We start from the raw sequence: 18,012 nt of genomic DNA, 5'->3' as shown, positions 1-18,012 counted from the left end.
TTGGACGGGTGGAATCAAAAGCGCTCCACTCGTTATTAAAAAGAGCGTCTGAACATTTCAGATGCTCATGAGGTGGTCAGTTGACCATGAAAAAGGGTGGTACCGCGGAAAGAAAGCCTTTTCGCCCCTTTGACCTAGAACAAGTAGGTCATGATGGGGTGAAGAGGCTTTTTCATTGCTTTTATAAAAATTGAGGAGGAAGGATGAAGCATGGCAAACATGAAAGTCGAGGAGAAAAGGAAGCAAAAAATGAGAATAAGCGGAGCATTCATGCTGATAGAGGCATTAAAAGCAGAGAAAGTAGAAGTGATCTTTGGGTATCCAGGAGGAGCGGTATTGCCGATTTACGACAAATTGTATGATTCAGGCATTTTCCATGTTTTAACGCGCCACGAACAAGGAGCCATTCATGCAGCAGAAGGCTATGCCCGCATTTCTGGAAAACCAGGGGTTGTCATTGCGACGTCCGGTCCTGGAGCAACAAACATTGTGACAGGCTTAACAGATGCGATGATGGATTCGTTGCCGTTGGTTGTTTTTACTGGCCAAGTAGCGTCAGGAGTCATCGGTTCTGATGCCTTTCAAGAAGCGGATGTCGTTGGAATTACCATGCCGATCACGAAGCACAGCTATCAAGTTCGCCATGTCCAGGAGCTTCCGAAGATTATTAAAGAAGCATTTCATATTGCGACAACAGGGCGGCCAGGACCAGTACTGATTGATATTCCAAAGGATATGACGACCCAAGAAGGAGAATTTGATTATGAACAACCTGTTCGTCTTCCTGGATATCAGCCAACCGTTTATCCTAACCATTTGCAAATTCGCAAGCTGGTTGAAGCAGTGAGCCAAGCCAAACGCCCAGTCATTTTAGCGGGAGCGGGCGTATTGCATGCCAATGCATCTCAAGAGCTGCAGCAATATGCGGAGCAGCAAAAAATCCCTGTCATCCATACGTTGTTGGGACTCGGAGGCTTTCCGGCAGACCATCCACTTTTTCTGGGCATGGCGGGGATGCACGGAACGTATACAGCGAATATGGCCTTATACGAATGCGATTTATTAATCAATATTGGCGCCCGTTTTGATGATCGTGTGACTGGAAATTTAAACTGTTTTGCTCCGAAAGCAACGGTGGCGCACATTGATATCGATCCAGCGGAAATCGGCAAAAATGTGCCAACGAAAATCCCGATTGTGAGCGATGCGAAAGAGGCACTAAAAGAGCTGATTCTTCAAGAAGGAAGGTCGGCTGATACAGATGAATGGCTTGCACAGTTAGCAGAATGGAAAAAAGGATTTCCGCTCGTTTATAAAAATGAGCCTGGAACGATGAAGCCGCAGAAGTTAATTGAGATGATTTATGAGCTCACAGATGGAGAAGCCATTGTTACCACGGATGTAGGGCAGCATCAAATGTGGACTGCGCAGTATTACAAGTTCAAACAGCCAAACCGTTGGGTTACTTCAGGAGGGCTCGGCACGATGGGGTTTGGGCTTCCGGCGGCGATTGGGGCACAGTTAGCCGATTGGCAAGCGACTGTTGTTTCGATTGTCGGCGATGGCGGATTTCAAATGACGTTGCAAGAGCTATCGGTTATTCAAGAATTGAAGCTGCCGATTAAAGTGGTGATTGTGAACAATCAATCGCTCGGCATGGTGCGGCAGTGGCAGCAGCTCTTTTACGAAAAGCGATACTCGCACTCGCTCATTCCGAACCAGCCGGATTTTGTCAAACTGGCCGAGGCTTACAATATAAAGGGATTGCGGGCGAAAACAGAAGCGGAAGCTGTCCGCGTATTACAGCAAGCTTTTTCCCTTCACGAACCAGTATTGCTCGATATTCACGTAGCGGCTGATGAAAATGTATATCCAATGGTGGCGCCAGGAAAGGGCCTGCATGAAATGGTGGGGGTGAAATTGTGCGAAGAATCATTACAATGACGGTTCATAATCGTCCAGGCGTGCTCAACCGGATTACGGGTTTATTTACAAAACGCCATTACAATATCGAAAGCATTACAGTCGGACACACAGAAACAGAAGGAATCTCCCGCATGACATTTGTTGTCAATGTGGAGGACGAACGTACAGCGGAACAAATTACGAAACAATTAAACAAGCAAATCGATGTGTTGAAGGTCCATGATATTACGGATCAAGCGATCGTAGCAAGAGAGCTGGCGCTTATTAAAGTAGCGGTCAATCCAGCCGCGCGTCAGGAAATTTATACCCTTATCGAGCCGTTCCGCGCTGCGATTGTCGATGTGGGCAAGGAGAGCCTCGTCATTCAAGTAACGGGGGAGCCAGAGAAAGTAGAGGCGCTTATTGATTTATTAAAGTCTTACGGAATTAAAGAAGTCGCCAGAACTGGTACAACCGCATTTACACGCGGCTCGCAAAAAGCAGCCGCTTCCTATAAAACTGCATTTATCATTTGAAAAAGGAGAGGGATTTAAAATGGAAAAAGTCTACTATAATGGGGATGCAAACGAACAATATTTACAATCGAAAAAAGTAGCGATTATTGGATATGGTTCTCAAGGGCATGCACATGCACAAAATCTTCGCGACAGCGGGATAGAAGTTGTTGTCGGTCTTCGTCCAGGAAGATCATGGAATCAAGCGGAGCAGGATGGTTTTCAAGTCCGCACGGTGCGGGAAGCAACACGAGAAGCCGATGCGATTATGATTTTGCTTCCAGATGAGAAACAGCCGTCTGTATATAAAGAAGAAATTGAGCCAGAATTGCAGCCAGGCAATGCTCTCGTATTTGCTCATGGGTTTAACATTCATTTCAATCAAATTGTTCCGCCGCAGGATGTGGATGTTTTCTTAGTGGCTCCAAAAGGTCCTGGACATTTAGTGCGCCGCACATATACAGAAGGAGCTGGAGTGCCAGCGTTGATTGCTGTGTATCAGGATGTCACAGGGGAAGCGAAGGAAACAGCGCTCGCCTATGCGAAAGCGATCGGAGCGGCACGAGCAGGAGTGTTGGAGACGACTTTCAAAGAAGAGACGGAAACAGATCTGTTCGGCGAACAAGCGGTATTATGCGGCGGATTGACATCGCTTGTGAAGGCTGGATTTGAAACGCTTGTCGAAGCAGGATATCAGCCAGAAGTGGCCTACTTTGAATGTCTTCACGAGATGAAGCTGATCGTTGACCTTATGTATGAGGGAGGACTTGCATGGATGCGCCACTCCATTTCCGACACCGCGCAATGGGGAGATTTTATTTCTGGGCCGCGCATCATTAATGATTCAGTGAAAGCCGAAATGAAAAAGGTGCTTGAAGATATTCAAACAGGGAAATTTGCTAAAGGCTGGATTTTGGAAAATCAAGCGAATCGCCCAGAATTCAATGCGATCAATAGAAGGGAAAATGAGCATCTAATCGAAACAGTCGGGCGCGAGTTGAGAAGCATGATGCCGTTTGTGAAAGCGAAACAGAAAGAAGTGGTGGTCACCAGTGCGAAAAATTAATATTTTTGACACAACCTTGCGTGATGGGGAGCAGTCAGCCGGCGTAAATTTAAATTTACAGGAAAAGCTAGAAATCGCTCGACAATTGGAAAGGCTTAAGGTGGATATTATTGAAGCAGGTTTTCCTGCCGCCTCCAAAGGGGATTTTCAATCGGTTAAACAAATTGCGGAAACGATTAAACATAGTTCTGTGACCGGGCTTTCTCGCTCGGTCCAGAGCGATATTGACACAGCATGGGAGGCATTAAAAGGAGGGGCAGAGCCGCGTTTGCACTTGTTTATTGCCACTTCACCGATTCATATGGCTCATAAACTGAGAATGACGCCGGAACAAGTCATTGAAGCAGCGGTTTCCTCTGTCAAGTATGCTAAACGTTACTTTCCGATTGTGCAATGGTCTGCAGAAGATGCTTGTCGAAGCGAGCTTCCTTTCCTAGCGGAAATTGTGGCCAAAGTCATTGAAGCGGGAGCGAGTGTGATCAACATTCCTGATACGGTAGGATACATCACGCCAAAAGAATATGGGGAGATCTTCGATTTTTTAAGAAAAAATGTTCCGAATATTGAAAAAATATCGTTGTCAGCTCATTGCCACGATGATTTAGGGATGGCTGTAGCGAACTCACTTGCTGCGATTGAGCACGGCGCCACGCAGATCGAAGGAACCATTAATGGCATCGGTGAACGGGCGGGGAATGCGGCATTAGAGGAAATCGCGGTTGCCCTTTATATCCGCAAAGATTATTACAAGGCAGAAACCGGCCTCAATCTTCAAGAAATTAAGCGAACAAGCAATTTAGTGAGCAAACTGACAGGAATGACGCTTCCAGCGAATAAAGCGATTGTCGGAAAAAATGCTTTTGCGCATGAATCTGGCATTCACCAAGATGGGGTGCTAAAAGAAAAGACGACGTATGAAATTATTTCTCCAGAGCTTGTTGGGGTTCAATCGAACTCGATGGTGTTAGGAAAGCATTCGGGCCGCCATGCGCTGCGTAATCGTGTCGTGGAGCTCGGCTACACGCTGTCAGAAGCGGAAATTAATAAGCTGTTTGTCCGTTTTAAAGAGTTGGCCGACAAGAAAAAAGATATTACCGATGATGATTTAGTTGCTTTAATCTTTGAAGAAAAATTTGATCTTTTTAAAGAGTTTTATCAGTTGTCCTCCATTCAAGTCCAATATGGAACAAATCAAATTCCGACAGCTGTCGTCGTATTGATGGATGGGCAAGGCAATGAAATTCAAGAGGCAGCAACAGGAGCCGGAAGTGTAGAATCGTTGTACAACACATTAGAGCGTTGCTTCAAAACAGAGGTTAAGTTGTTGGATTATCGGATTGAATCCGTCAGCGGCGGAAGAGATGCTCTTGCTCAGGTATTCGTAAAAGTGCGCGTCAACGAAATGGAAACAAGCGGGCGCGGGACTGCGCAAGACGTGCTCGAAGCATCCGCGAAAGCTTATATTAACGCGGTGAACAGGGTGTTTATGATTGAAAAAATGAGGGAAGAAAATCAAAAAGTAGTCATTAAAAATTAATCAAATAATATGGAGGGGTTCACTATGGGAACATATCGGATTGCTGTATTGCCAGGAGACGGAGTGGGAAAAGAAGTCACGTCAGGAGCTGTAGAAGTATTACAGGCAATCGCTTCTCGGTTTCACCATCAATTCATCTTTAAATACGGACTTATCGGTGGAGAAGCGATTGATCGGAAAGGCACGCCGCTTCCAGACGAAACGCTTCATATGTGCCGTCAAAGCGATGCCGTTCTTCTTGGGGCGGTTGGCGGTCCAAAGTGGGATAAAAACCCTCCACATTTGCGCCCGGAAAAAGGGTTGCTGGCCATTCGCAAAGAAATGAACTTATTTGCTAATTTGCGCCCGGTAAAGGTGTATCCAAGCTTAGCCGACTCATCCCCGTTAAAAGCGCATATCATTCGCGAAGCGGATTTGCTTATTGTAAGAGAGCTAACAGGTGGTCTATATTTTGGCAAGCCAAGCGGCCGACGTGTAGAGAATGGAGAAGAGGCAGCCATTGATACCCTTCTTTATAAGCGAGAAGAGGTTAAACGAATTTTAAAAACAGCGTTTGAATTAGCAAGAAAAAGAAGAAAAAAAGTCACATCTGTCGATAAAGCAAATGTGCTTGAATCAAGCAGAATGTGGCGTGAGATTGCCGAAGAGGTCGCTTGCGATTATCCTGATGTAGAGTTAGAGCACATGCTCGTTGACAATGCGGCGATGCAGTTGATTCGAAATCCAAAACAATTTGATGTATTAGTGACGGAAAATATGTTTGGTGACATTTTAAGCGATGAAGCTTCCATGCTAACCGGATCGTTAGGGATGCTCCCATCCGCGAGCTTATCAACAACAGGCCCTAGCTTATATGAACCGATTCACGGGTCAGCGCCTGATCTTGCTGGACAAAACAAAGCGAATCCGATTGCTACCATTTTATCGGCGGCGATGATGCTTCGTTTATCATTTGGTCTCAACAAAGAAGCTGACGCTATCGAAAAGGCGGTTCAGCAAGTATTAACGTCAGGCTATCGAACAGTAGATGTAGCGAAGAAAGGACAGCATGTCGTTTCTACCAAAGACATGGTGGATGAAATTCGAGCGACCATTTTAGATGATGAAGCCATTTTTAATATTATGGCGGTATATGCCTAATGAACGGCGCTAAAGATGAATGGGTCCGATAGAATCGAAAGAGAATAGGGGATCAACAAGAACGCCAACGGACATATCTTTTTGTCCGTCAGGCGTTCAGCATTTTCATAGATAGCGATAAACGGAGTTGGCTAAGAACAGTTTTATTCCTTAGAGAGGGGGATCGTATGAAACGAAAAACAATTATTGAAAAAGTATGGGAACATCATGTGGTTTATCGGGAAGCGGGGAAGCCGGATTTATTATATATTGATTTACATTTAGTGCATGAGGTTACCTCACCCCAAGCATTTGAAGGATTGAGACAGAAAGGGAGAAAAGTACGCCGCCCTGATTTGACTTTTGCGACGATGGATCATAACGTTCCCACTGTTAACCGCTTTGTCATTGAAGATGAGATTGCGAGAAATCAAATTGCTGCCTTGGAAAAAAATTGCCGTGAATTTTCGATTCCACTGGCTGATTTGCATAGTTCTGAGCAAGGAATCGTTCATGTCATCGGTCCGGAGCTAGGGTTGACCCAGCCGGGAAAAACGATTGTATGCGGCGATAGCCATACGTCGACACACGGGGCATTTGGAGCGCTTGCATTTGGAATTGGAACAAGTGAAGTAGAGCATGTTCTCGCGACACAAACCCTATGGCAGCAACGGCCGAAAACGCTTGAAATACGCATTAACGGTCGTTTGTCTGATGGGGTGACAGCCAAAGATGTGATTTTAGCGATTATTCATCAATATGGGGTCGACGTAGGAACAGGGTATATTATTGAATTCACAGGAGATGTCATTCGCCAGATGTCGATGGAAGAAAGAATGACCATTTGTAATATGTCCATCGAAGCAGGGGCAAGAGCGGGATTAATTAGTCCAGATGACACGACCTTTGAGTATTTGCGGGGCCGAAAATATGCTCCAAAAGGAGAGGATTTTGAAAAAGCTGTTGAGCAATGGCAAATGCTTGCGACGGATGAGGGAGCAACCTATGATCGCACGTTAGAAATAGACGCTGCTTCGATTGCCCCCATGGTAACATGGGGAACGACACCGGGCATGAGCGCACCGATCGATGGAAAGGTTCCGTACCCAGAGGATTTTGCAGATGAAACAGAGCAAAAAGCGGTTCAGCTTGCCTTGCAATATATGGGATTGGAGCCGGGAACGCCAATCAGTGAAATGAAAATCCAGCACGTATTTATTGGCTCCTGTACGAATTCACGAATAAGCGATTTGCGGGCAGCGGCGGAAATTGTCAAAGGAAAGAGAGTAGCACCAGGCGTCAGAGCGCTTGTGGTTCCCGGTTCACAAGAAGTGAAGCGGAGAGCGGAAGAAGAGGGATTAGCGCAAATTTTTATCGAGGCTGGATTTGAATGGCGCGATTCTGGCTGCAGCATGTGCTTAGGGATGAATCCGGACATTGTTCCGGAAGGAGAGCATTGTGCTTCAACATCCAATCGAAATTTTGAAGGACGGCAAGGAAAAGGAGCAAGGACTCATTTAGTCAGCCCAAAAATGGCAGCAGCAGCGGCGATTTACGGCCGATTTGTCGATATTAGAAAGCTGCAAGCTGAATCGATTGGGGAAAGGAGATGAAAGAAAAGCATGCAGCCATTTACTGTCCATAAAGGAAAGGTTGTCGGAATAGATCGCGCGAACATTGATACCGATCAAATTATTCCAAAACAATTTTTAAAACGAATTGAAAGAACAGGGTTTGGGAAATTTTTATTTTATGATTGGCGCTATCTCGATGGCCAGATTCTCAATCCTCATTTTGAATTAAACCGGCCTGAAAACGAAGGAGCCACCATTCTTGTGGCAAATGAAAACTTCGGCTGCGGCTCCTCCCGCGAGCATGCTCCATGGGCGTTACAGGATTATGGATTTCAAGCGGTGGTGGCTCCTTCGTTTGCCGATATTTTTTATAATAACTGCCTGAAAAATGGATTGCTGCCGATTCGTCTTGCCAAACATGACGTCGAATATCTTTTGCATAAAAGCAAGCGCGCCGATTATGAATTAACCATTTCCTTAGAGGAACAACGCATATATGACGAAAGCGGATTTAACCGTACGTTTGAAATTGATTCATATCGAAAGCAGCTATTATTAAAGGGATGGGATGAAATTGATTTGACGTTTATGTATGAATCGTATATCGAAGAATATGAAAAAAAACGCTGGTCATTTGAATGAGTAGAGAAGCCGACTCTGTTACAGAGTTGGCTTTTTTGTGGAATATTGGTATACTGATAACCAAATTAAAAAACGGTGAGTGAAGATGGGGAATATTATTCCATTTCCAAATTTAAGAAAAAGGCTGCTAGAGAAGGGTCTAGAAGCATTGAAAGAAGAAAAATATCAGGATGCGCTTTATTTTCTTACTGAGGCTCAAAAATTAGGAACGAAGGAGTCTGAAGTAGAGCTGAGCATCATTCTCTGCCTGTTTGAAATGGGAGAATGGGAGGAAGCCAAGCAAAGATGCCAGCATTTGCTTTGGAAGAAGCAAGAGGTGACGGATATAGAGCTTCTTCAGCTTTATTTATCCATTTTAATTCATTTAGAGCAATATGCAGAGGCTGATGAAATGCTTGAGACAGCTCTGCAAGATAAAAAGCTCCATCCACATGAACGAGAGCAGCTGCTTCAATTATTGCGCTTTAGCCGAAAAATGAGATCATCTTTTTCCGCCAGTTCTAATGAAGAGATTGAGCAGCTGCTTCAATCCAAGCGTATCGAAGATCAGCTCAAAGCGATCCAACGGCTAGAAAACGAACATATCGTTCCGTTGCTCCCGATGTTAAAGCAATATTTAGCAAATGAAGACAATCATCCGATGGCCAAAACGATGTTGCTGCGCTTGCTTACGGCCAAAAAGGTGAGCGAGGAACTAGTCATTCATAAATTCGGAAAAATCATGACGATCATTCCCGAACAGCTAAACGAGGCGATAGAAACACAATTTGCAACCGATATATTGCAAAAGCTAGAACGAACATTAGGAAGCGATAGTCCGAGCTTATATGAGACGGCTTCGCATGTTTGGATGCGCTATATTTACACGCTGTATCCTTTTGCCCCTTTGCCGGTTTCTGAGGAGACGTGGATTGCGGCTTTGCATTTGTCAGCCTGTCGGCTTCAAGGAATCGAAATGACAATAACCGAAATCGCAGAACGTTATCATGTTTGTGAACAAGAAGTGACACAACTATGTGAAAAACTTTATGAAATAGAAGAAATTTCTTTCATTTAATCTATCGTTTATATTGAAACCTTATGATTGTATGTTATAATATAATGGTTGTATTACGTATATCTTTACATCTGTTGCTTACATACATGCTTATTTGATGGTGCTGACTTAGATGATTTTGTGTTGGAGGGAAAAGTATGGTAGCAAAATGGGAAAAATTAGAGGGGAACGAAGGCGTTCTTACTATTGAAGTAGATGCAGAAAAAGTAAACGAAGGATTAGATGCTGCATTTAAAAAAGTAGTGAAAAATGTGAGCATTCCAGGATTCCGCAAAGGCAAAGTTCCGCGTTCTCTATTTGAGAAGCGTTTTGGTGTTGAAGCGTTATATCAAGATGCTCTTGATATTTTATTACCTGAGGCTTATGCGAACGCAGTAGAAGAAACAGGAATTGAGCCTGTTGACTATCCGCATATTGATGTTGAACAAATTGAAAAAGGAAAAAGCTTAATTTTTAAAGCAAAAGTAACAGTAAAGCCGGAAGTGAAGTTAGGAGAATATAAAGGGCTTCAAGTAGAAAAGCAAGATGATACAGTGACAGAGGAAGATGTTGAAAATGAATTAAAACGTCTTCAAGAAAACTATGCTGAGCTTGTGGTAAAAGAAGAAGGAAAAGTAGAAGACGGCGATACAGTGGTCATTGATTTTGAAGGATTTGTAAATGGAGAGCCGTTTGAAGGTGGAAAGGCTGAAAACTATTCACTTGTCATCGGTTCTGGCACATTCATTCCTGGTTTTGAAGACCAGTTAATCGGATTGGAAGCAGGAGCGGAAAAAGAAATCGAAGTGACGTTCCCTGAAGAGTATCATGCCGAAGAACTGGCTGGAAAACCAGCAGTCTTCAAAATCAAGGTGCATGAAGTGAAAACGAAGCAATTGCCAGCGTTAGATGATGAATTTGCTAAAGATGTCGATGAGGAAGTAGAAACGCTAGAGCAATTGAAAGAGAAAACACGCAACAGATTAGAGGAAACAAAAAAGAACGAAGCAGAAGCAGCGCTTCGTGACGCAGTGGTCGAAAAGGCAGCAGAAAATGCAGAAATCGACATCCCTGAAGCGATGATTAAAACAGAAACAGATCGCATGTTACGCGAATTTGATCAACGCCTGCAAATGCAAGGATTAAATCTCAACCTTTACTATCAATTCTCTGGACAAGATGAAGCAGCGCTTCGCGAACAAATGAAAGAGGACGCAGAAAAGCGCGTACGCATTTCTTTAACGTTAGAAGCGATTGCGAAAGCTGAAAACATTGAAGCAACGGAAGAAGAAGTAAATGCAGAGCTTGAAAAAATGGCTGAAGCTTATAATTTGACGGTTGACAAAATTAAAGAGCTGCTAGGAAATCTTGAAGTTGTCAAGGAAGATGTGAAATTCCGCAAAGTGGTCGATTTGCTTGTGGAACATAGCACAGCTGCTCAATAAAAAAGTGAAGAAGCCTATTGCTCTCTGCGCATTCATAAGAACAAGGCGCGATGCAGTTCGTGCCTTGTTCTTTCATAAATGAATACGATATATCATAGTTGAGAATTTTCTAATTTTTCAAATATGTAATGATTTTTTATTAGCGTTTGTATAATGATTTATGATAAAATGACGAATACATAAGCTGATAATACAGAATAAATTGTGGAAAGTTAAACAAATGTAGTACATACCAGCGATGTGAATTCTAGAGCAAGGGGTGAAAGCATGTTTAAATTTAATGACGAGAAAGGGCAATTGAAATGTTCTTTCTGCGGAAAGACACAGGATCAAGTCCGCAAGCTAGTAGCAGGTCCTGGAGTATACATATGTGATGAGTGTATTGAGCTTTGCACTGAAATTGTCGAGGAAGAGCTTGGCAATGAAGAGGAATTTGAATTTAAAGATGTTCCGAAGCCAAAAGAAATTCAAGAGATTTTAGACGAGTACGTCATCGGCCAGGATCGAGCGAAAAAATCGCTGGCAGTTGCTGTTTATAATCATTATAAACGGATCAACTCCAACAGCAAGGTCGACGATGTTGAGCTATCAAAAAGCAATATTTTGATGATTGGTCCGACTGGAAGCGGGAAAACATTGCTTGCTCAGACGTTAGCGCGCATCTTAAATGTGCCGTTTGCTATTGCTGATGCCACCTCGTTAACAGAGGCCGGTTATGTCGGTGAAGATGTCGAAAACATTCTTCTAAAATTGATTCAAGCTGCTGACTATGATGTGGAAAAGGCGGAAAAAGGAATCATTTACATTGATGAAATTGACAAAATTGCCCGCAAATCGGAGAATCCATCCATTACGCGTGATGTATCCGGAGAAGGAGTGCAGCAAGCGCTTTTAAAAATTTTAGAAGGCACGATTGCCAGTGTTCCGCCACAAGGCGGCCGGAAGCATCCGCATCAAGAGTTTATTCAAATTGATACAACGAACATTTTATTCATTTGCGGCGGTGCGTTTGACGGAATTGAGCCGATTATTAAACGTCGTCTTGGCAAAAAAGTAATCGGATTTGGCGCAGAAACGCAGCAAAACGATGTAGATGAAAAGAATTTGCTATCAAAAGTATTGCCGGAGGACTTGCTGAAATTTGGATTAATTCCGGAGTTTGTGGGACGCTTGCCTGTTATTACAAGCTTAGAACCGCTTGATGAGGCGGCGTTAATCGAAATCTTGACGAAGCCGAAAAATGCGATTGTCAAGCAATACCAAAAAATGCTTGAACTTGATAATGTGGAACTTGAATTTGAAAAAGAAGCACTTTCTGAGATTGCGAAAAAAGCGATCGAGCGAAAAACGGGTGCTCGTGGTCTTCGCTCCATCATTGAAGGAATCATGCTTGATGTGATGTTTGAGCTTCCTTCCCGCGAAGATGTGCAAAAATGTGTGATTACAGCAGAGACCGTGCGTGATGCGAAAGCGCCGAAATTAATCCGTCACGACGGTACGGTTGTGGAGCAGGAGCGCAAAACGTCTGCTTAACGGCATATGAAGCGGTTCTTGAGAGAAAACAGCTTCCAAGCTTGTAGCCAAAGTCAAAAGGACTTTGGCTACAAGCGCTTGAATACCATCCACCGAGAAGTCCCCCCCTCTCTAAGCGAAGTGGAAGAGAGGAGAGGTTCATGCAACCGTTTATTTCGCGTTTTCTTGCCTCAGGCAGTCGAAAATGCTTGTGGCAGATGAATCGAGCCGAGCGAAAACGCAGATTGAACCAAGGTGTTCATCAGCGCGGATGAGCGGACGGTGACGCAGGATCGAAGCGTTTGTGAACAGTCTGAAGCTGTCTTGAGAGAAGGCAGCTTCTTTTTTGTTTATTCCTGCTTCCAGGAGGAGATACTATACGTACTACATACTTATTGGAGCAGGAGGATTTAAGCTAATGAACTGGACAAACATCGCTTTATTTGTGCAACTATTTTTTGGGGTCATTATCGGTCTCTACTTTTGGAATTTGCTCAAAAATCAACGTACCCAGAAGGTTTCGATTGATAAAGAATCGCGAAAAGAAATGGAGCAGCTTCGAAAGCTCCGTTCAATTTCTTTAACAGAACCGCTTGCCGAAAAGGTGAGACCAAAGCATTTCAGCGATATTGTCGGACAAGAGGATGGCATTAAGGCATTGAAAGCGGCATTGTGCGGGCCCAATCCCCAGCATGTCATCATTTACGGGCCTCCGGGAGTTGGAAAAACAGCGGCTGCTCGCCTTGTATTAGAAGAAGCGAAAAAAAATCCGATTTCGCCGTTTAAAAAAAATGCGGTATTTGTGGAACTAGATGCGACCACCGCTCGATTTGATGAACGAGGCATTGCCGATCCGCTTATCGGCTCTGTCCACGATCCGATTTATCAAGGGGCGGGGGCGATGGGACAAGCTGGCATTCCGCAGCCAAAGCAGGGCGCTGTTACACACGCGCATGGAGGAATTCTTTTTATTGATGAAATTGGTGAGCTGCATCCTATTCAGATGAATAAACTGCTTAAAGTGCTTGAGGATCGAAAAGTGTTTTTCGAAAGCGCCTATTATAGTGAAGAAAATCCGCAAATCCCGACTCATATTCACGACATTTTCCAAAATGGTCTTCCTGCCGATTTTCGTCTTGTCGGGGCAACGACGAGGACGCCAAATGAAATTCCTCCGGCCATTCGTTCTCGTTGCCTTGAAGTATTTTTCCGTGAGCTTGATCAAGAGGAAGTGGCGCTCATTGCTCGGAAGGCGGCGGAGAAGATTCACTTGAATGTTTCAGAAAACGGCATCCGCCTTTTGGCAACGCATGCGCGAAATGGTCGCGAAGCGGTTAATTTAATGCAAATTGCCGCAGGGATTGCTATTTCTGAAAAACGCGATACGATTCTCGATAAAGATATCGAATGGGTCATTCATTCGAGCCAGCTTTCGCCAAGGTATGAAAAGAAAATTCACGAAACCTCAACGATCGGCTTCGTCAATGGTCTAGCTGTGTACGGGCCGAATACCGGGGCGTTGTTGGAGATTGAAGTGACCGCCCTGCCGACAAAAGAAAAGGGAACACTCAATATTACAGGGATTGTGGAAGAAGAAAGCATCGGCAGCGGAGAAAAATCGATTCGTCGAAAAAGTATGGCACGCGGCTCGATTGAAAACGTGATTACGGCATTAAGGGCGATGGGGGTCCCAGCCGATCGCTATGATATCCACGTAAATTTCCCAGGCGGTATTCCGGTTGATGGTCCATCCGCAGGAATTGCAATGGCAGTAGGCATTTATTCCGCCATTTATCGTCTGCCGGTAGACCCGACGATCGCCATGACGGGAGAAATTAGCATTCATGGCCATGTTAAGCCCGTGGGGGGAATTTTTCCGAAAGTAAAGGCGGCCAAACAAGCGGGAGCGAAAAAAGTGATCATTCCATTTGAAAACATGCAATCCATGCTCAATGAAATCAACGGTATTGAAATCATCCCTGTCCGCCGTTTAGAAAACGTCCTCTCTGTTCTATTCGGACAGGAAAGAGATGGCTCGATTCCAGCTGCTGCCGATCAATCTGAGACGAAGTTCGTGTAGTGAAATGACGGCTTTGGCGCGCTGTATGTTCGCTGCGTCAAAGTCGGCTTTTCTTTGTTGAAAGAAATTCGCCGCGAAAATCTGATCGATCTTATCACGGTTCATGATTCGGCATTCGATCCATGAGCGAATGGTCTCCCAACAAGAATCGATGCTCGTTCAAACGCAAAATTTGCTGCTTTCGGCGGTCGGACCGTCATATACGGAGGAATGTTGGCGCATCCAATGAGAGTTCTATCGTTACGTTGCTTAAATAAACAAGCGCAAGATCCACCCGGTTCTATATCGAGAAAGAATAGCGTTAGTCTATTATAGGGAAAGCGGAGCCTTGCACATGTAGCTCTGGATTATGCACCGATCGGACGCTTAAAACAATGAATCGTTTAGTCTGAAAGAGGTATGGCTCGAAGCTTGGTTACACGCTTGTGCGGTTTATCTGCGACGGTCGGAAGAATTTGTTTTCCTTTCTCCATAAAATCAAGTTGTTCCATCTTTGGGGTGCGCTTGTAGATAGGAGAAATAGGGAGCATGAATTTTATAGATGAATCCATGTACTTCTGATTTTACAAACATATGATGGTGCTATACAATAGACGAATAGAAAGTGAAGTGTGGAGGTGTTTGCCGTGGCGAAAAAGAAAGAGACCATCGTTCCCCTCCTTCCATTGCGGGGATTGCTCGTATTCCCGACGATGGTGTTGCATCTTGATGTCGGCCGAGAAAAGTCGGTTCAAGCGTTGGAAAAGGCAATGGTCGAGGATCATATCGTTTTGCTTACATCACAAAAGGATGTTTCGATTGATGAACCGAGTGTGGACGAGCTATATGAGATGGGAACGCTGGCGCGTGTGAAGCAGCTGTTAAAGCTTCCGAACGGAACGTTCAGAGTATTAGTGGAAGGGATTTGCCGGGCGAAAATCATAGCAACGGTTCATGAAGAGCCTTGCTTTATCGTCAAGGCCGAAAAATTTGTTGATCCCGAAGTGAAAGATTTAGAAGACGAAGCTCTTAAACGGACCATGCTTGAATATTTTGAGCAATACATAAATTTATCGAAAAAACTCTCTGCTGATATTTTTGCTTCTGTAGCTGACATTGATGAACCAGGACGGATGGCTGATATTATTGCTTCACATTTGCCGCTGAAGCTTGAAGGAAAACAAGAAATCTTAGAAACAGTAGATATTAAGGAACGAGTTCATAAAATTATTCAAGTGCTTCACAACGAAAAAGAAGTGCTGCAGCTGGAGAAAAAAATTAGTATGCGTGTGAAGCAGTCGATGGAACGGACCCAAAAGGAATACTATTTGCGCGAGCAAATGAAGGCCATTCAAAAAGAGCTTGGCGAAAAGGAAGGAAAAACAGGAGAGGTTGAAACACTTAAAGAAAAAATCGAAGCGGCTGGAATGCCGGATCATGTAAAGGAAACAGCCTTAAAAGAGCTGGACCGTTATGAGAAGGTCCCGTCTACTTCAGCGGAAAGCTCGGTAATCCGCAACTATCTTGATTGGCTCCTTGCCCTTCCGTGGAAAAAACAAACGGAGGATATTCATAACATTAAGCGAGCGGAAGCGATTCTGCATGAAGAGCATTACGGGTTGGACAAGGTGAAAGAACGGGTGCTCGAATATTTATCTGTACAGCAATTGACCCAATCACTAAAAGGTCCGATTCTTTGTTTAGCTGGTCCGCCGGGAGTCGGAAAAACATCGCTTGCTCGTTCTATCGCTAAATCGCTGAACCGTCATTTTGTTCGCATCTCGTTAGGAGGAGTGCGCGATGAATCGGAAATTCGCGGACATCGCCGCACATACGTGGGAGCGATGCCGGGACGAATTATTCAAGGAATGAAAAAAGCGGGCACCATTAATCCCGTTTTTCTGCTTGATGAAATTGATAAAATGTCGAGTGACTTCCGCGGCGATCCATCAGCAGCGCTTCTGGAGGTCCTTGACCCAGAACAAAACCATACATTCAGCGACCACTATATTGAAGAGCCGTATGATTTATCAAAAGTCATGTTTATTGCAACAGCTAACAATCTTGCTACCATTCCGCAGCCGCTATTGGATCGTATGGAAATTATTACGATACCTGGTTATACAGAGGTTGAGAAGCTTCATATCGCGCGGCAGCATTTGCTTCCAAAGCAACTGAAGGAACATGGCTTGAAAAAAGCGAGCTTGCAAATGCGCGATGAAGCCATTTTACACATCATTCGCTATTATACGCGCGAAGCCGGCGTGCGCGAGCTAGAACGTCAGCTGGCCGCCATTTGCCGAAAAGCGGCCCGCTTCATTGTATCTGAAGAAAAGAAACGAGTAGTATTGACGGAAAAGAACCTTGAAGAGTTTTTAGGAAAGCGGAAGTATCGTTACGGCCAGGCGGAGCTGCAAGATCAAATTGGAGTAGCAACAGGGCTTGCCTATACGCCATTTGGCGGAGATACGTTATCCATTGAAGTTTCCGTCACTCCTGGAAAAGGAAAATTAGTGCTGACAGGAAAACTGGGCGACGTCATGAAAGAATCGGCGCAGGCCGCCTTCAGCTATATCCGTTCTCGTGCTGAAGAGCTTGGAGTCAGTCCGGATTTTCATGAGAAAAATGATATTCATATTCATGTTCCCGAAGGAGCGATTCCAAAAGACGGGCCTTCAGCGGGAATTACCATTGCCACGGCTTTGATTTCTGCTTTGACAGGACGGCCCGTCAGCCGTTTTGTCGGGATGACGGGTGAAATTACTTTGCGTGGCCGTGTGTTGCCGATCGGCGGATTAAAAGAGAAAACATTAAGCGCCCACCGCGCGGGATTGAAAACCATTATTTTGCCAAAAGAGAATGAAAAAGACTTAGAGGATATTCCAAATATCGTGAAAAAAGATTTGGAATTTATCCTTGTCTCTCACTTAGACGAAGTATTACAACATGCATTAGTAGGGGATAAGCTATGAAGGTAACAGCAGCTGAAATTACGATAAGCGCAGTCAAGCCGGAGCAATATCCGGCTGGCATGCTTCCAGAGTTTGCATTGGCAGGGCGTTCGAATGTTGGAAAATCGTCCTTTATCAATAAAATGATTAACCGTAAAAATTTGGCGCGTACTTCTTCGAAACCCGGAAAGACGCAGACGCTGAATTTCTATCTTATTAATGAAGCGTTTTATTTTGTCGATGTTCCAGGCTATGGATTTGCTAAAGTCTCAAAGCAGGAAAGGCAAGCTTGGGGAAAAATGATGGAAACGTACTTTACAACAAGAGAGCAGCTCAAAGCCGTGATATTAGTGATCGATTTGCGTCATCCACCAACGAAGGATGATGTGATGATGTACGAATTTTTAAAATATCATCAGCTCCCAACCATTGTGGTTGCGACGAAGGCCGATAAAGTGCCAAAAGGAAAATGGCCGAAGCACCAAAAAGTCGTTCGGGAAACATTAAAAATGGCGAAAGAGGATGAAGTGATTCTTTTCTCAGCAGAAACCGGGCAAGGAAAAGAAGAAGCGTGGTCCGCTTTATTGCGCAGAATGTAATGAAGTCCAAATACAAGAAGGTAGACGAAATCCTTTTACTTCGTCTACCTTT

The 18,012-nt window shown here is 44.3% G+C and carries 13 protein-coding genes and 1 other annotated feature (1 of these 14 cut by a window edge); all 13 genes read left to right on the top strand.

Features of this window, described 5'->3' with window-relative positions:
* Nucleotides 1-132: a binding site (T-box leader), on the top strand; it begins 134 nt to the left of the window's first position.
* A 78-nt stretch (nt 133-210) separates the two neighbouring features.
* The 13 genes from ilvB to yihA all read left to right on the top strand — a co-directional run bounded on the left by ilvB (nt 211) and on the right by yihA (nt 17,960).
* On the top strand, nt 211-1,944 hold the full coding sequence (ilvB, locus tag GRQ40_RS14150; protein WP_159720228.1) for an acetolactate synthase large subunit: 1,734 nt from the start codon (nt 211-213) through the stop codon (nt 1,942-1,944).
* On the top strand, nt 1,923-2,441 hold the full coding sequence (ilvN, locus tag GRQ40_RS14145) for an acetolactate synthase small subunit (RefSeq protein WP_066146285.1): 519 nt from the start codon (nt 1,923-1,925) through the stop codon (nt 2,439-2,441). Before ilvB ends, ilvN begins: the two co-directional genes overlap by 22 nt.
* A gap of 19 nt (nt 2,442-2,460) precedes the next feature.
* Nucleotides 2,461-3,486, top strand: coding sequence for a ketol-acid reductoisomerase (ilvC, locus tag GRQ40_RS14140; RefSeq protein ID WP_066146282.1), 1,026 nt, complete (start codon nt 2,461-2,463; stop codon nt 3,484-3,486).
* Entirely contained in the window at nt 3,473-5,023 is a 1,551-nt protein-coding gene (locus GRQ40_RS14135) for a 2-isopropylmalate synthase (protein WP_066146280.1), read from the top strand. Before ilvC ends, GRQ40_RS14135 begins: the two co-directional genes overlap by 14 nt.
* Before the next feature lie 24 nt (nt 5,024-5,047).
* Nucleotides 5,048-6,163, top strand: coding sequence for a 3-isopropylmalate dehydrogenase (gene leuB / locus GRQ40_RS14130; protein WP_159720227.1), 1,116 nt, complete (start codon nt 5,048-5,050; stop codon nt 6,161-6,163).
* 167 nt (nt 6,164-6,330) lie between these two features.
* On the top strand, nt 6,331-7,755 hold the full coding sequence (gene leuC, locus GRQ40_RS14125) for a 3-isopropylmalate dehydratase large subunit (RefSeq protein ID WP_159720226.1): 1,425 nt from the start codon (nt 6,331-6,333) through the stop codon (nt 7,753-7,755).
* A 9-nt stretch (nt 7,756-7,764) separates the two neighbouring features.
* On the top strand, nt 7,765-8,358 hold the full coding sequence (leuD, locus tag GRQ40_RS14120; RefSeq protein WP_159720225.1) for a 3-isopropylmalate dehydratase small subunit: 594 nt from the start codon (nt 7,765-7,767) through the stop codon (nt 8,356-8,358).
* An 85-nt stretch (nt 8,359-8,443) separates the two neighbouring features.
* A complete protein-coding gene (locus tag GRQ40_RS14115) occupies nt 8,444-9,415 on the top strand; it encodes a tetratricopeptide repeat protein (protein ID WP_044742950.1) in 972 nt (323 codons plus the stop codon).
* Nucleotides 9,416-9,552: 137 nt separating this feature from the next.
* The gene (tig, locus tag GRQ40_RS14110) at nt 9,553-10,839 is read left to right on the top strand and encodes a trigger factor (RefSeq protein ID WP_066146266.1); all 1,287 of its coding nucleotides are present in this window, start codon (nt 9,553-9,555) and stop codon (nt 10,837-10,839) included.
* 267 nt (nt 10,840-11,106) lie between these two features.
* Nucleotides 11,107-12,372 carry an ATP-dependent protease ATP-binding subunit ClpX gene (clpX, locus tag GRQ40_RS14105; protein WP_044742948.1) on the top strand — a complete coding sequence of 422 codons (1,266 nt, stop codon included), beginning with the start codon at nt 11,107-11,109 and terminating at the stop codon, nt 12,370-12,372.
* Between the two features lie 397 nt (nt 12,373-12,769).
* Nucleotides 12,770-14,431, top strand: coding sequence for an ATP-dependent protease LonB (lonB, locus tag GRQ40_RS14100; RefSeq protein ID WP_159720224.1), 1,662 nt, complete (start codon nt 12,770-12,772; stop codon nt 14,429-14,431).
* A gap of 626 nt (nt 14,432-15,057) precedes the next feature.
* The gene (lon, locus tag GRQ40_RS14095) at nt 15,058-17,382 is read left to right on the top strand and encodes an endopeptidase La (RefSeq protein ID WP_066146263.1); all 2,325 of its coding nucleotides are present in this window, start codon (nt 15,058-15,060) and stop codon (nt 17,380-17,382) included.
* Nucleotides 17,379-17,960: a ribosome biogenesis GTP-binding protein YihA/YsxC gene (gene yihA / locus GRQ40_RS14090; protein ID WP_066146260.1), complete on the top strand. Its 582-nt coding sequence runs from the start codon at nt 17,379-17,381 to the stop codon at nt 17,958-17,960. Before lon ends, yihA begins: the two co-directional genes overlap by 4 nt.
* The last annotated feature ends 52 nt before the right edge of the window (nt 17,961-18,012 follow it).

Origin of the sequence: Anoxybacillus sp. PDR2, assembly GCF_009834045.1 — a bacterium.
GTDB classification, from domain to species: domain Bacteria; phylum Bacillota; class Bacilli; order Bacillales; family Anoxybacillaceae; genus Anoxybacteroides; species Anoxybacteroides rupiense.
Note: the sequence above shows the minus strand (reverse complement) of the source record. Positions and strands in the feature narration are given on the sequence as shown.

Bases quoted from the DNA above. Each gene is read 5' to 3' on its own strand.
- ilvB (WP_159720228.1), top strand. From the start codon at position 211: ATGGCAAACATGAAAGTCGAGGAGAAAAGGAAGCAAAAAATGAGAATA.
- yihA (WP_066146260.1), top strand. From the start codon at position 17,379: ATGAAGGTAACAGCAGCTGAAATTACGATAAGCGCAGTCAAGCCGGAG.
- leuC (WP_159720226.1), top strand. From the start codon at position 6,331: ATGAAACGAAAAACAATTATTGAAAAAGTATGGGAACATCATGTGGTT.
- leuB (WP_159720227.1), top strand. From the start codon at position 5,048: ATGGGAACATATCGGATTGCTGTATTGCCAGGAGACGGAGTGGGAAAA.
- leuD (WP_159720225.1), top strand. From the start codon at position 7,765: ATGCAGCCATTTACTGTCCATAAAGGAAAGGTTGTCGGAATAGATCGC.
- clpX (WP_044742948.1), top strand. From the start codon at position 11,107: ATGTTTAAATTTAATGACGAGAAAGGGCAATTGAAATGTTCTTTCTGC.
- ilvC (WP_066146282.1), top strand. From the start codon at position 2,461: ATGGAAAAAGTCTACTATAATGGGGATGCAAACGAACAATATTTACAA.
- GRQ40_RS14115 (WP_044742950.1), top strand. From the start codon at position 8,444: ATGGGGAATATTATTCCATTTCCAAATTTAAGAAAAAGGCTGCTAGAG.
- tig (WP_066146266.1), top strand. From the start codon at position 9,553: ATGGTAGCAAAATGGGAAAAATTAGAGGGGAACGAAGGCGTTCTTACT.
- lonB (WP_159720224.1), top strand. From the start codon at position 12,770: ATGAACTGGACAAACATCGCTTTATTTGTGCAACTATTTTTTGGGGTC.